The organism is Eubacterium barkeri (genome assembly GCF_900107125.1).
In the GTDB taxonomy this organism is placed as follows: Bacteria; Bacillota; Clostridia; order Eubacteriales; family Eubacteriaceae; genus Eubacterium_O; species Eubacterium_O barkeri.
In genome coordinates, this window is sequence record NZ_FNOU01000005.1 from 113,075 (window position 1) to 126,994 (window position 13,920).

The window sequence follows — 13,920 nt, forward strand, 5'->3', positions numbered from 1 at the left end:
ACTTGCAACCGCTATTTTAGCTGATTTAAAAATTACCCTGACGATCTGGCGGGTGGGTCGTCTGCAATAAAACAGCGCCACACAAAAAAGCGAGGTGCGAAACTTTCGTCTCGTACCTCGCAGGGTCACCGCCACTATTTATTTAAGGGGTGGCTCAATACCATCAATCCCGATATTTCTCCTGAAAATCCTTGACCGCATCAAAGGCGGCTCCGGATAGGCCGTGGTATACGGCCTGCCAGGTTCGGTATGCGTCTTCATAGCGAGCGACATTTTCTGGATCCGGTTCATACCGACGGGTTACCTTGACCATGTGTTCTGCGGCTTCTTCATAGTCCTGATAAACCCCAACGCCAACAGCCGCGACCATGGCGCATCCCAATGCGGTAGCTTCCTCTACCGCCACGGTTTCACAGGGGCGATTATAGATATCGGCCTGCATTTGGCACCAATAATGGGAACGGGCAACTCCACCAGTCAGCCGAACGGTATTATAATCGGGCACGTTCCCCGCCACCATCGCATCCAGCATATCCCGGATGTCGTAACAAATCCCTTCCATCACCGCACGGACCATATCGCTTCGGGTATGGGCAAAGGTCATTCCCATCAGGGTTCCCCGGGCATTGGCTTCGTAATTGGGGGTGTTGGCTCCCTGAAGATAGGGCAGAAAAAACACACCATTGGCACCTGGGGCGGATTGCTTGGCTTCTGTTGTCAGAAAATCATAGACCTCCATACCACAGCTGGATGCTGCAATATCTTCCACTTTACAAATTTCATTTTTAAACCATTTAAAGGCAGATCCAGCAGCATTGGATTGACCTTCCATCACATAGGCACCATCAGGCGTTCCTAAAACATAGCATTTTCGCAAAGGATCTCTTAATATATTCCGGGACTTTCCGGCAGTAATCCCCGCAGTTCCACCACAGGCGTATCCAATCCCTTCGGAGGTACAGCCACATCCAATACAACCGGACTGCTGGTCACCAGTCCCCATGACCAATGGCGTCCCAACCGCTAATCCGGTTTTTCCAGAAACATCCTCGGTCACATAGCCAATAATCTCCCCGGTCTTTTTCAGTGGTGCCAGCTTATCGATATCCACCCCAAAAACCTCACAAAGCTTAGGGCTATACTCAAAGTCTTCCCCATTGAGCTGCAGCCAGGGGGTATCATTAATATCGTCATAATAATCCTCTGCGCCAAAGGCCTTGGTCAACAGTCCCATCATGGTATGAATTCGAACCGCCTTTTCGTAAGCTTCAGGCTGATGCTTTTTTACCCACTGAAGTTTTCCCGATGGGTTGACACCCCCCAAGGGCATGCCGCACAAATCGTACAGATCATCCGGGGCCATTCCATGATTTTTTAACTGAGCCTCCATATCCGGCAGCATTTCTGCACTGCGCAGATCCTGCCAAATAATGATGGGGGTGGTAAAGCCTCCTTGGGCATCCCTTGTCACCATGGTGCATCGGAACATATCAAAGCTCACCGCGGCAATTTCTTCAGGATCGACGCCACTATTTCTAATGGCCTCCCGACAGGTCTCATACAAGGTTTTAATCATGGCAGGTCCATCACATTCTACCCTTCCCACGGCAGGGTAGGTCAATGGATTCATTTTCTGCCCATAACCCATGGCTGTTCCTTCAAAGTCGAAAACGACCGTTTTACTACTGGTGGTCCCACAATCCACACCAACCACATATTTCTTTTCTTTCATCATAACCCTCTCACACTTATTATTTATGAAACCCCAATTTCCTTTGTGGCAATGATGGAAACCCCCGTTCCCGCCACATTTTCCAAAACAATTTGTCCGATGCTCACCGGTGCCTGGACAGAAAGTCCCCTTAGGGCCTGGACACAATTTTTAACGTTTCCCTTGGGAATATCCGATGCTGTTTTTACCGATACCACAGGAAGGTCCCCGCCATTCACTTTAACGGTTGAGGTGACAATGCGTGTCGGGCTTATGACCTCCTTCCTGGCATATTTTTCTCCCCGGGCACAGGTATTGCCCTCCACTGCTGTCACCACACCCGCTTCAATGGTTGCTGTAATCTGACAGCCCATAGGGCAGCTAATGCACGTAATGGTCTTTTTCACAATAATGCGCCCCTTTCTACTCCCCTATTTCTAACCGGATTTCTTTGATCCCAGCCTTCTTCCCCAAATCTCCCTGGGTCAGTACAATTTCTTCCATCTCACCAGGTGCCATGATTCGGCGTTTTTTATGCTTGATTGGCACGCCATCCGCGGTGACGATGATCCTTTGATCCTTAAAGATCTGTCGCACTCTAAAGCGAATCTTCACAGAGTCCGGGGCTCTTTCCGGATCGATGGTGTTGGGCACGGTATAGCTAATCCCCGCACCACTAACCACCTGAATCTGTTTTTCAGGATTCTCCCCAGGTAATTTTCCTAAAATATACCGAGCCGCATTACGCCCTGCCTGGGCCGCTTCTTCTGATACAAAATCCACTAAATCATGGACATGAAGCACATTCCCGCAGGCAAACACGCCGGGAACATTGGTTTCAAAACATTCATCCACCAGGGGACCACTGGTCACCCCATTGAGGGTTACCCCGATTTTTTCGGATAACTCATTTTCCGGGATTAACCCAACAGATAGGAGGAGCGTGTCACAGTCATAGTCTGTTTCTGTCCCGGGGATGGGCTTCCGATCCGGCCCAACCTCAGCAATCGTAACCCCTTCAAGCCGCTCACGGCCACGGATATCCGTAACGGTATGGCTTAACTTAAGGGGAATTTCAAAATCATCCAGGCATTGAACGATGTTTCGTTTCAACCCTCCGGAATAGGGCATTAATTCTGCAACCACCTGGACATCCGCACCCTCCAGGGTCATGCGTCTGGCCATAATCAGGCCAATATCCCCGGACCCCAGAATGACCACCTTTTTCCCGGGCATCAATCCCTCCATGTTGACCAAGCGCTGGGCAGTACCCGCAGTGTAAATCCCCGCCGGGCGAGATCCAGGGATATTCAGTGCCCCCCTTGGCCGTTCCCGGCAGCCCATGGCTAAAATAATAGCATCCCCCTGGATTTCCATGAGACCCTGGGTTTTATTCATACATGTGACCACCCGGTCCCCATTAATATCCATAACCATCGTGTGCAGCATGATCTCAATTTCTAGGTCCGCCACCATATCCATATAGCGCCCAGCGTATTCCGGGCCAGTGAGCTCCTCTTTAAAGGTGTGGAGGCCAAAACCATTGTGAATGCATTGATTGAGAATTCCTCCGAGCCGATCATCCCGTTCAATAATGAGGATATCCTCTATACCCGCATCCCGGGCGGCAGATGCTGCTGCCAAACCCGCCGGGCCACCACCAATAATAATCATTTGTCTTTTTTCCATGGCGTCCCCCTATAGCTCCTTATTTTTCCCAACCAACAAAGTGGATTGCCCACCCTTCTTAGTAATCTCAGTCATGGGTATTCCCGTTTCCCGGGCAAGGATTTCCATGGTCTTCGGTGTGCAAAAGCCAGCCTGACACCGCCCCATCCCTGCACGGGTCCGCCGTTTAATGGAATCCATGGAACGTGCCCCCAGGGGACGATTAATGGCCTCCATGATTTCTCCTTCGGTCACCATTTCACAGCGGCAGATGATTTGCCCAAAGGCAGGATTCTCTTTAATTTTTTCGATCTGTTCTTCCCTTGTCAACTGATTAAAATGGGTAACACCCCGTCGTGTTGGACTGAAATTTTTCTTTTCATCCAAAGACATTCTTTTGGAAATCATCTCTGCCAACATCACCCCAATGGCTGGCGAACTTGTAAGACCCGGAGACTCAATACCGGCTGCATCAAAGAAATATGGGGAATCGGAAACCTCTTCCACAATGAATTCGTGATTGTCTTCATGGGCACGAAGTCCTGCAAAGGAGGTGATAATCTTATTCAAGGGCAAATCCAGTTTGCACAAATGGGCTGTTTCAGCCTTTTCCACCAGATGATCCAGTATGGCTGCCGTCGTACACAAATCCTCTTTATCCTCGACATCATCAGCCGTTGGCCCGACATAGAGATTACCATGGATGGTAGGTGCCGTCAGAATGCCCTTCCCCATTTTTCCTGGAAGGGGAAATACAGAAGCCTTAAAGACATCTCCCAAAGCTTTATCAAAGAGTAGATATTCACCCTTTCGCGCCGTAATATGGATTTTCTTGGAGCTCACCATATTATGGAATCGGTCAGCGTACACCCCGGCAGCATTGACAATGGCCTTTGTGTCAATGGGACCCTTATTCGTTTCGATACGGTAACCCCCATCAATGGACTGGATGGACAGGGCTTCCGTCTCAAAACGAAATGACACACCGTTGACATTGGCATTTTCCCCCATGGCAATGGCCAGGTTAAAGGGACAGATAATGCCGCCAGTGGGAGCATATAACGCCGCGACCGTTCTATCTGTAAGATTCGGCTCCATGGCTAAGACCTCATCCCGCTCTAAAATACGAACACCAGGCACACCATTGTCCTCGGCCTGGGCCAATAATACATCCAGTTTGTCACGGTCTTCTGGATCGGTACAGACCACCAGTGCCCCGTTTTGCTTTACAGGGAAGTCTAATTCCTTTGCCCGCTCCCACATCAGACGATTGCCTTCAACATTTAACTTAGCCATGAGGGTTCCCGGCTTCGCATCGAATCCCGAGTGAATAACACCACTATTTCCCTTTGATGTTCCCGAGGCGACATCATCGCCCTTTTCAATGACACAAATTGCCGCATCGTATTTTGATAATTCCCTGGCGATGCAGCATCCGGTTACACCCGCTCCAATAATGACGATGTCAACCATTTTATGACACTCCTCTCTTCAATCATTTATCGATGTAATCATTTTATATGAATTCGATTTTTAAGAACATATGGAAATTAATTTCAATAATTTATTGATTATTCTTTGGCTTTTCTGGACGCGCCAAAGGATCCACCACATCAATGGAACGCTTTCGCTCCCGCGTTATTCGCCTGTTTAACGCTCATCCAGACTTTACAACCATTCGCCTTTAATATTGCAACTATTCTCAATATGTCTATCGAAATTATTTTCAATATATCTTTTTTTCTTGAAAATCTTATAATGGAGCCATAGACAGAGACGGACATTCGGCCTAGGATTCATTTGAAAAGGAGAGAATTATGTTTATTGATCCCATTGCTGTGCAGTATCCTGAAAATCTCGAAAAAGATCATTTTGTAATTGCAACTTATTATTGTGCGACGAAGCCTGGTACCAACGCTTTAAAATTTGGTGCGGCCCTGGCCATTGAACAGACCTGCGGGACCTGGCTGAAGGTTCCTGGTGAAACGGAAGAGGTGCGCAACCGCAGTATTGGTCGGGTTGTGGGCGTCTACGAAACCCCTGCTTATCAAATCGGTATTCCAGATGATGTCACAGAGCGCCACTTCATCATCCGCATCGCCTTTCCCTGTACCAACTTCGGACCCTCCTTTGCCATGATGCTCAGCTCCGTCATTGGCAATATTTCCAGCTCCGGAAAGGTTAAACTTCTGGATTTGGAATTCCCGGAAAGCTTCCTTGGTGAATTTAAGGGGCCAAAATTCGGCGTTCAGGGGATCCGGGATCTCTTAGGCGTCCAGGATCGTCCCCTTTTAAACAATATGATTAAGCCCTGTACGGGTCTCGATCCCAAGGAAACCGCCAAGCTGGCCTATGAAGCCGCAGTTGGTGGTGTGGATATTATCAAGGATGACGAGCTGGTGGCCAATCCTCCCCATTGCCCTCTAACGGAACGGGTAAAATATGTGATGGAAGCCATCACCAAGGCCGATGCGGTAAAAGGCGAAAAAACCCTCTATTCTTTCAATATCACAGATCGTACGGAAAAACTCAAAGAAAATGCTTATAAAGCCATTGAACTGGGGGCCAACAGTCTAATGGTCAATTACAACACCATTGGTTTGGATGCTTCCCGGATGTTGGCGGAAGATCCTGAAATCAACGTGCCGATTCTGGCCCACTCTGATTATACCGGTGCGGTTTATGAATCCCCATGGTCTGGTATGAGCGCAGGCCTCATCGGTGCTACCCTACCCCGGATGGCTGGTCTGGACATGGTGATCGTCCTCACCCCCTACGGCAAATTCCCCATGCAGATGGATACCTTCATCGGAGCTGGTTACAAGATGCTCCAGCCCCTCGGCAGCATCCGTCCCGTTTTCCCCATGCCCGGCGGCGGCACCACCCAAGGCCATATTGAGGATGTCATCAAGAAATTCGGAAACGATGTAATCATCGCTGCTGGCGGCGCCATCCACGGCCATCCCATGGGGCCGGCCGCCGGAGCCCGTGCCTTCCGCCAGGGAATCGACGAAGTCCTGGCTGGAAAGACCCTGGCCCAAGCGGGTAAAATACATAAGGAATTAGGCATTGCCCTGGATGCCTGGGGGATCTACGAAGAAGCTAAAGGCGGCATCTTTGACCTAAAGGGTTGATTTTCCATCAATATTATTCCCCCTCAAATACAAAACCTCCAGAAGACAAAAATCTTCTGGAGGTTTTTGCGCGTAGCGCCCTAAATTATGTTAAAGTAAAGCCATACTAAGGTTGGAGGACAAAAATGCGTAGTGAAGTTTATAATCAATCCATTTGTCTCATGAACGAGGTCGTTTATTATTATTATTTACAGAAAAATACAATGGTTGAAATCTCTGAAAAGTTAGGCATTTCAAAGTCCACCGTTTCCCGGCTTCTAAAACGCGCAGAGGAGGAGAACGTCATTTCCTTTCAAATGGCGCCGGACCCCTTGGAATGCATCCATCTTGAACAGACGATTTCCGACCGGTTTAATTTAGATACCGTGCTGGTCACCCCTGTCAATTTAACCACCGGCCCCGTTTCTCCTGACACCATTAAAAAACAGGTTGCCTTGGAAGGTGCCCGATACCTGCAACGGATTATTACCGATGATGATATTATCGGTTTTACCTGGGGTGGCACCATGTACCACCTGATCCAATACCTCAATCCCTGCCGAAGAAAAGGGGCTAAAATCATAACCCTTCATGGCAGCATCGCCAATTGCAATCCAAAATTTGCAGTGGACACCCTTGTCAAGCGGGCCGCCATGGCATTTGGTGGTAAAAACATCTCGCTATGCCGTAATGGGCTCCTGGATGCTCAGGAGATGGCTAAACTTGTGGAAAGTGATTATTATCATCAAATCCAGCACATTTTCAGCCATATTGATATCGCCATCAGCGGCGTCGGTGCCCTGTATCCAGATATCACCACCCCTTTGGCAACCACCGATTATCTGACCCCTTCCGAACTGAAGGAACTAACGGATCAAGGTGCCTATTGTGATTTACTCCTGCGTTTTATCGACCGTAATGGCCAGGAATGTAACACCAGCATGAAGGACAGAACCTATTCCATCGACATCGAGACCTATAAAAAAATTCCCAAAAAGGTTATTGTGGCCTCAGGCCGCGAGAAGGCAAGTTCGTTACTCGCCTTAATAAATGGGAAACTTCTCAATGTACTGATTATTGATCAGATCTTAGCCAAAGCCCTCCTATCCTGGAGCAACACCGCCCTTGCATAACCCCTTATTCATCCACCTTCACCTGGCTTTGGATGATTTCTCCAGGCGACAAGGCTTTCCACCACATCATTAGCGGTTTTTATCATCCCTTGTATCTATTTTGTCAAAAAATCGTCACTTTTCACGTCTCAAATTGAATGCTTAAGGATAATCTGATATAATGCAGTCAACAAATGGTTGTACTTCATTTGTAATTTCATGAAAGGAGATTCCTATTATGTCTGATTCTACTGGTTATGCCGCATTATTTGGATTGATTATGTCCTTTGCTGTTGTTTTTATCGTTATTGGTATTGTTCTTTATGTATTTACTGCCCTTGCTCTTTATACGATGGCAAAAAACAAGGGAATCGAATACGCTTGGCTGGCTTGGATTCCGGTTGCCAATGGTTATGTCATGGGCGAAGTTATGGACGATAAGGTGGCCATTGGAAGTAGTGTTATTCCTTACGCCAAATGGATTCTGCTCTTGGGCTCCATCGTTACTGGACTGTTGGCAATGATTCCTTACATCGGATGGATTTTCTCAATCCTGTATCTTGTGTACTACTATTGTGCGGTTTATCGGCTTTACAAACTGTATAAGCCAGATAACGCAGTGCTTTATCTCGTTTTAAGCATTATCTTTGGTATTACCATGCCATTCTTCATGTTCTCCATGCGGAATAATACTCCCCAGGAATATTTGAATTAATTCGATTCATCGAAAGGAAGTGTCTTTATGGACTCTGCTTCACTTGCAGCGGCAATCCTTGCACTCGGCGCTGTTTTAGTCATTTTTGGTATCTTTGCACTCATTGCTTATATTTTCATGTCCCTGGCACTTTACGCCATGGCTAAAAACAAAGGAATTGACCACGCTTGGTTGGCTTGGATTCCCATTGTCAATAATTATCTTTTTGGTGAACTCATTGATGATGTTGTTCCCATTGCCTCCCTTAAGATTCCCTATGCAAAATGGGTCCTTCTTATTTCACCCATCGTGGTATGCCTCTTAAGCACAATCAACACCCAAAACGGGTTTGTCAGCTTCATCATTTGGTTAGTCGCCGTCATTTATGCCGTCTACACCTTCGCCGCACAATTCCGCCTGTTCAAACTTTACAAGCCAGAAAGTGCTGTTCTATTCTTAGTGCTTTCCATTATCTTCTCCTGGGTTGTCATTTTAATTCCCATCTTCATGTTCATCATGCGTAATAATACGCCGGTAGAATATTTAGAAGATTCCCAGGCCGTTTAAAGAGATAAGAAAAATCTATTCACTAACACAAAAATCCCTGTTCCATTTCTGGTTCAGGGATTTTTTCTTTTTAGACAGCAAGAAACTGGGCTTCGATAATATTACTTTTTATTCAATAAACAGAGCGCCCTCCATAACGCCAAACCACTGAAAAATAGTTATTTAAAGGGCTTTATGCTATAATAAAGTTCAAGAAAAAACAAGAAAGTAGTACAAAAACACGACCAATTGCAAAAGGAGTCTCCATGAATATCCTATCCATCGACAATCTTAAAAAATCCTATGGGGTGAAAACCCTCTTTGAAAATATCAGCTTTACCATTGAGGATGATGATAAAACCGGTGTCATCGGCATTAATGGTACCGGGAAATCCTCTATGCTGCGCATTATCGCAGGACTGGATACCCCCGATGTTGGCGACGTGACCGTCTTTGGCAGTAAGCGGGTGGAGTATCTGGCCCAAACCCCGGACTTAGATCCGGGCATTACTGTCCTTGATCAAGTTTTTCAGGCCAATACGCCAGAGACCAATTTAGTCCGGGATTATGAACATGCCACTGCTGCCCTGTCCCTAAACCCAGAGGACTCTCTCCTCCAGAAACGGGTTCTTGCCCTGGGGGATCAGCTGGATGCCCAGGGACTGTGGAATTTAGAATCCCAGATTCAGACCATCCTCACCCAGCTGGGAATTTCCGATTTTGATAAGCACATTGCCGAACTCTCTGGTGGCCAGCGCAAACGAGTGGCCATGGCCTCGGTCCTCTTAGCCCCCTGCGATCTCCTCATCCTGGACGAACCCACCAACCACCTGGACAACGAGACCATCGCCTGGCTTGAAACCTTTCTGCAAAACCGTAAGGGTGCCCTGCTCATGGTTACCCATGACCGTTATTTTCTGGACCGGGTAGTCACCAAAACCCTGGAGCTGGATAAGGGGCATCTTTATGAATACTCGGGGAATTACTCGGAATTCGTAGAAAAGAAAGCGGAGCGCTGCGCCTTTGAAAGCGCCATGGAGAAAAAGCGTCAAAATCTCTATCGACGAGAATTGGCCTGGATGCGCCGGGGAGCCCGGGCCCGGACCACCAAGCAGAAAGCCAGAATCCAACGCTTTGAAATCCTGGAACAAAGCGGTATCAACTTATCTGAAGATACCCTGGAGCTGGATGTGGCCTTCACCCGTCTGGGCCGACAGGTTGTGGAGCTTCACCACTTAACCAAAAGCTTTGCCGGGGTCCCGGTGGTTTCAGATTTTTCCGCCATCCTGGGCTCCGATGAACGCATTGGCATTGTAGGGCGTAATGGTCGGGGAAAATCCACCCTTTTAAACCTCATTGCCGGCCAGCTCACCCCCGATTCCGGCACCGTCACCCTGGGGGAAACCGTTAAACTAGGGTATTTTTCCCAGGAGTCCGAGGATATGGACATCAATCTCCGGGCCATCGAATACATTCGGGAGGGAGCCGAAATGGTGGAAACCGCCTCTGGGGACACCATTACCGCTGCCCAGATGATGGAGCGCTTCCTCTTCGATCGGTACGCCCAGTGGGTGCGTATCTCTGAAATGTCCGGGGGAGAGCGCCGACGCCTTTATCTCCTGCGCATCCTCATGGCGGCCCCCAATGTCCTCCTCCTGGACGAACCCACCAATGACCTGGATATCGACACCCTTAAGGTCTTGGAAAACTATCTGGATGGCTTTAAAGGCAGCGTCCTTACCGTTTCCCATGACCGCTATTTTCTGGACCGGGTGTGTGACACCATCTACGGCTTTGAAGCCCAGGGCAAGATCATCATCCAAACGGGTAATTACACGGACTATGCGGCCAAGCATACCGAATCTCAAAAATCCGAGCCCCCTACAGCCGCCAAAATATCAAAACCCAAGGCAGCTCCCGCTGACAAACCCCGACGTTTGACCTACAAAGAGCAGCAGGAATATGCCACCATGGATGGGGATATGGCCGCCATGGAATCCGAGATCGACGCCATCGATGCCGAGCTGGCTATTCCCACCCAGGATTATAGCCACCTCCAGGAATTAACCGAAAAAAAAGAAGCGCTGGAAGAAGCGCTTCTGGATAAGATGGAGAAAAAAGAATGGTATGATGAAATTGTGGCCGCAAGGAAAAAGCAATAAGTTTTAATTTTTTAGTCTTTATGCCCTCTTCCATGCCCGTCCAACAGCATCCGCCTGAAGCACCGCCTCCACTAAAATCTCGGGGCTGGTCGGCACCGTTTCCGCGACAATATGCTTGGTGGTACAGGCCTTCCGGGCTGCCTGCATCAGGCTATGGGTATCCTCAGACGAAAGGCCGATTTCAGCCAGGGTAATGGGAAGGCCCAGGGTGTTTGAAAAGGTCAGCACCTCTTCGATGGTTTCCCGGGGCCAATCCTCAAGCACCAGCTGACAAAGGGTACCAAAAGCGACAATTTCCCCGTGGGTGCTGTTCTGACAGCCCGGCAGGGCAGAAAAGCCTGCATTCAGGGAATGAGCCCCGGCACAGCCCGCAGACTCCACACCAATCCCCGAAAGCAGGGTATTCACTTCGATGATATTCTCCACTGCCTCGGTTAATTGCCCGGCCTCAACATCTGCCTTGGCCTGAACCCCGTCCGCCATGAGCCGGGTATAACACAGCTCCGATAATGCCATAGCCGCCAAGGGGGTCTGATAGCCATCCCCCACCCGGTTCTTCGTATTGGAATCCACGTGGGCTTTCGCTTCAAAATAAGTGGATAAGGCATCCCCCATCCCCGAAACAAACAGCCGCACCGGGGATTTCGCAATGATTTCAGAATCCACCAGTACCAAATCAGGATTACGCTTGTAATAGATGCTCCCCGCATGCTCTCCGGACTCCGTATACGTCGCCGTCAGAGCACTGGTGGGGGCATCAGTGGATACAATGGTGGGTACTGTAACGATGGCTGCTTCGATCTGAATCCCCACGTATTTGGCCGCATCCATGGCCTTTCCTCCGCCAATCCCCACAACAACATCATAGCCCTTTCCCGCAGCCAGGGCCGTGAGTCGCCCAAGCTCCACCATGCTGGTTTCTCCCCCAAATTTTTCACAGACCGCGGTGGCTCCGGCTTTCTGGTACATATTCTGAAGATCCCCGGAAACCTGATTGTAAAAGGATGGGGTGATAATTGCGAAAATTGCTTTTCCAAGGTCCCGGGTGTACGTCTCTAACTGACGCAGCACCCCTGGTCCCTGAATATACTTGGGGGGACAGGCAAAGGCCCGTATTTTTGTGTCCATTGTGGTGCGCCTCCTATCAATTGTTTTTTTATTATAATTATAGCATATTCTCTGTTATAATAGAGTTATCGAACTGTCTTTTATCCAGGAGTCCCACCTATGAATCCTCTATCTTCCCTGTCTATTATTATCTGCACCTGTTTTTGCATCGGCGCAGGACGCTTTTTCTTTTCAGAAAGACGGGACCTTTTAAATAAAATGGCTGCTGCCGTCCTTTTGAGTCTGGGATGGTGGTCTTTTTGCAATGTTTTTTTCTATGCAGCCCCCAATCCAGAAAATGCCTTTTTCTGGCATCGCTTTGCCGCCATTGGCTGGTGCGGCTTCGTTTCGCTCACGGCCTATTATTTCTATGTCCTCACCAACCCCGAGCACGCTCCCATGGCAGGGTGGAAGCGGGTATTGTTTTTTATCCCAGGCCTGCTTCTAATCCTAAAAAACCTGGTCGGACCCACCACCTCCCTGGCCCTTTCTGTTATCCCTTCAATCTCTGGTCTGGGATGGACCTATACCAACAGTCTGACATCCTTTTGGCTCTGGGCCTTTCTGGGCTATGTCCTAACTTATTTTAGTTATGCCTTTTATCTTTTATACCTCTGGGCGAGAAATGTCCACCACCGGATGAAAAAACGATTGGCCTACACCTTTATCCTTTTGGATACCCTCACCATCGCCATTGGCGTCATCACCGATGTCATTCTGCCTTTAACGGTCCCGTTATTGCCCTCTTTGGCCAGTATTGCCACTGCTTTTTTCGGCCTTGGGTATTTTGGGATCATTTATCGCTATGATCTTTTCAACATCGATTTGATTATCTCCTCAGATACGATTCTGCAAACCAGTAATAACCCTATTTTCGTCATTGATGAACAGACTGAGATTTTAAAATGTAACGATGCGGCCGGATGCCTTTTAGGTTACGATGCCCCGCTACTCCTGGGCTATCATCTTTCCCGCTTTTTTGAGAGCCCCATCGATTTAAAAGCCCTCAGTCAAAAACCTAAGGATTCTGATGTTGAAGCGGCTATTCTTTGCCCGGATCAGGGGGTTAAAAATATTTATCTCTCCGTTGCTGTCGCCAAGGACCGACACCAGGACTTCCTCTGCTACATTATCTCCTGCAAAGATGTCACCCGGCAAAAACAAGCCCAGGCCGCCCTGGCGATTCAGCAGACACGCTATAAAAAGCTGGCCCGGGAATATCAGCGGCTGGCCTATTATGATCCCCTGACCGGCCTGTATAATCGCCGACGTTTTTTCGATAAACTAAAAGGTTTTGAATCCGCCTACGCAACGAATCGATTTGATTTTGCCGTCCTTTTCATGGATTTAGACAATTTTAAGGCTGCCAATGATCACTATGGTCATCAATTCGGAGACACGCTTCTAACTGTAGGAGCCTCCAAACTCCAGGCCAACACCAAGGGAACGGACTGCCTGGCCCGTATTGGTGGTGATGAGTTCTGTCTGCTTTTACCTTTTCGAAATACCATAGAGCTTGATCATAGAATCTCGAATATCCGGGCTGCGTTTAACAAAAGCTTTCCCATGAATGGGAAGGACTATGTTTTGGGTATTTCCATCGGCTACGCCATCTATTCTCAAGCCAAGGATATTCCCCATCTGATGCAGCTTGCCGACGAAGCCATGTACCGGGATAAAGCGCGTAAGCTGCACAATCAGTCTGAATGCGGGGATTAAAAAAAGCCAGCCCATGGCTGGCTTCAGGGCGTAGACAAAGTGGTGTCACGCGGTCAGGGAGCGGATAAAAAAGATTCACCCCGGACCC

11 protein-coding genes are annotated in these 13,920 nt (G+C 48.5%); 6 read left to right on the plus strand and 5 right to left on the minus strand.

What is annotated here, in order from left to right; genetic code table 11:
- Window positions 1–163: 163 nt before the first annotated feature.
- Genes BLU30_RS04715 through BLU30_RS04730 form a run of 4 tightly spaced genes read right to left on the minus strand, consistent with a single transcriptional unit; the run spans window position 164 to window position 4,852 of the window.
- Window positions 164–1,732: an FGGY-family carbohydrate kinase gene (locus tag BLU30_RS04715; protein WP_090243989.1), complete on the minus strand. Its 1,569-nt coding sequence runs from the start codon at window positions 1,730–1,732 to the stop codon at window positions 164–166.
- Between the two features lie 23 nt (window positions 1,733–1,755).
- A complete protein-coding gene (locus BLU30_RS04720) occupies window positions 1,756–2,085 on the minus strand; it encodes a DUF1667 domain-containing protein (protein ID WP_422717892.1) in 330 nt (109 codons plus the stop codon).
- A gap of 49 nt (window positions 2,086–2,134) precedes the next feature.
- Complete coding sequence (locus BLU30_RS04725; RefSeq protein WP_090243992.1) at window positions 2,135–3,400, minus strand: NAD(P)/FAD-dependent oxidoreductase; 1,266 nt, start codon at window positions 3,398–3,400, stop codon at window positions 2,135–2,137.
- Window positions 3,401–3,409: 9 nt separating this feature from the next.
- On the minus strand, window positions 3,410–4,852 hold the full coding sequence (locus tag BLU30_RS04730) for an NAD(P)/FAD-dependent oxidoreductase (protein WP_090243994.1): 1,443 nt from the start codon (window positions 4,850–4,852) through the stop codon (window positions 3,410–3,412).
- Between the two features lie 344 nt (window positions 4,853–5,196).
- Between BLU30_RS04730 and BLU30_RS04735 the strand changes: the two genes are divergently transcribed.
- From BLU30_RS04735 to BLU30_RS04755, 5 genes are all read left to right on the plus strand, one after another.
- Window positions 5,197–6,513: a RuBisCO large subunit C-terminal-like domain-containing protein gene (locus tag BLU30_RS04735; RefSeq protein ID WP_090243996.1), complete on the plus strand. Its 1,317-nt coding sequence runs from the start codon at window positions 5,197–5,199 to the stop codon at window positions 6,511–6,513.
- Window positions 6,514–6,638: 125 nt separating this feature from the next.
- The gene (locus BLU30_RS04740) at window positions 6,639–7,625 is read left to right on the plus strand and encodes a sugar-binding transcriptional regulator (RefSeq protein WP_090243998.1); all 987 of its coding nucleotides are present in this window, start codon (window positions 6,639–6,641) and stop codon (window positions 7,623–7,625) included.
- Window positions 7,626–7,842: 217 nt separating this feature from the next.
- The gene (locus tag BLU30_RS04745; protein WP_090244000.1) at window positions 7,843–8,319 is read left to right on the plus strand and encodes a hypothetical protein; all 477 of its coding nucleotides are present in this window, start codon (window positions 7,843–7,845) and stop codon (window positions 8,317–8,319) included.
- A gap of 27 nt (window positions 8,320–8,346) precedes the next feature.
- Window positions 8,347–8,865 carry a hypothetical protein gene (locus BLU30_RS04750; RefSeq protein ID WP_090244002.1) on the plus strand — a complete coding sequence of 173 codons (519 nt, stop codon included), beginning with the start codon at window positions 8,347–8,349 and terminating at the stop codon, window positions 8,863–8,865.
- Between the two features lie 245 nt (window positions 8,866–9,110).
- A complete protein-coding gene (locus tag BLU30_RS04755; RefSeq protein ID WP_090244004.1) occupies window positions 9,111–11,006 on the plus strand; it encodes an ABC-F family ATP-binding cassette domain-containing protein in 1,896 nt (631 codons plus the stop codon).
- A gap of 18 nt (window positions 11,007–11,024) precedes the next feature.
- On the opposite strand, the gene BLU30_RS04760 is transcribed toward BLU30_RS04755, so the two are convergent.
- Window positions 11,025–12,134 (minus strand): glycerol dehydrogenase, encoded by a 1,110-nt coding sequence (locus BLU30_RS04760; protein WP_090244006.1) that lies wholly within the window; start codon window positions 12,132–12,134, stop codon window positions 11,025–11,027.
- A gap of 99 nt (window positions 12,135–12,233) precedes the next feature.
- Between BLU30_RS04760 and BLU30_RS04765 the strand changes: the two genes are divergently transcribed.
- Window positions 12,234–13,832, plus strand: coding sequence for a diguanylate cyclase domain-containing protein (locus BLU30_RS04765; RefSeq protein ID WP_090244008.1), 1,599 nt, complete (start codon window positions 12,234–12,236; stop codon window positions 13,830–13,832).
- Window positions 13,833–13,920: the final 88 nt, after the last annotated feature.

Coding starts and splice junctions, on each gene's coding strand:
- BLU30_RS04715 (WP_090243989.1), bottom strand. CDS start 1,732: ATGAAAGAAAAGAAATATGTGGTTGGTGTGGATTGTGGGACCACCAGT.
- BLU30_RS04720 (WP_422717892.1), bottom strand. CDS start 2,085: ATGGGCTGTCAGATTACAGCAACCATTGAAGCGGGTGTGGTGACAGCA.
- BLU30_RS04725 (WP_090243992.1), bottom strand. CDS start 3,400: ATGGAAAAAAGACAAATGATTATTATTGGTGGTGGCCCGGCGGGTTTG.
- BLU30_RS04730 (WP_090243994.1), bottom strand. CDS start 4,852: ATGGTTGACATCGTCATTATTGGAGCGGGTGTAACCGGATGCTGCATC.
- BLU30_RS04735 (WP_090243996.1), top strand. CDS start 5,197: ATGTTTATTGATCCCATTGCTGTGCAGTATCCTGAAAATCTCGAAAAA.
- BLU30_RS04740 (WP_090243998.1), top strand. CDS start 6,639: ATGCGTAGTGAAGTTTATAATCAATCCATTTGTCTCATGAACGAGGTC.
- BLU30_RS04745 (WP_090244000.1), top strand. CDS start 7,843: ATGTCTGATTCTACTGGTTATGCCGCATTATTTGGATTGATTATGTCC.
- BLU30_RS04750 (WP_090244002.1), top strand. CDS start 8,347: ATGGACTCTGCTTCACTTGCAGCGGCAATCCTTGCACTCGGCGCTGTT.
- BLU30_RS04755 (WP_090244004.1), top strand. CDS start 9,111: ATGAATATCCTATCCATCGACAATCTTAAAAAATCCTATGGGGTGAAA.
- BLU30_RS04760 (WP_090244006.1), bottom strand. CDS start 12,134: ATGGACACAAAAATACGGGCCTTTGCCTGTCCCCCCAAGTATATTCAG.
- BLU30_RS04765 (WP_090244008.1), top strand. CDS start 12,234: ATGAATCCTCTATCTTCCCTGTCTATTATTATCTGCACCTGTTTTTGC.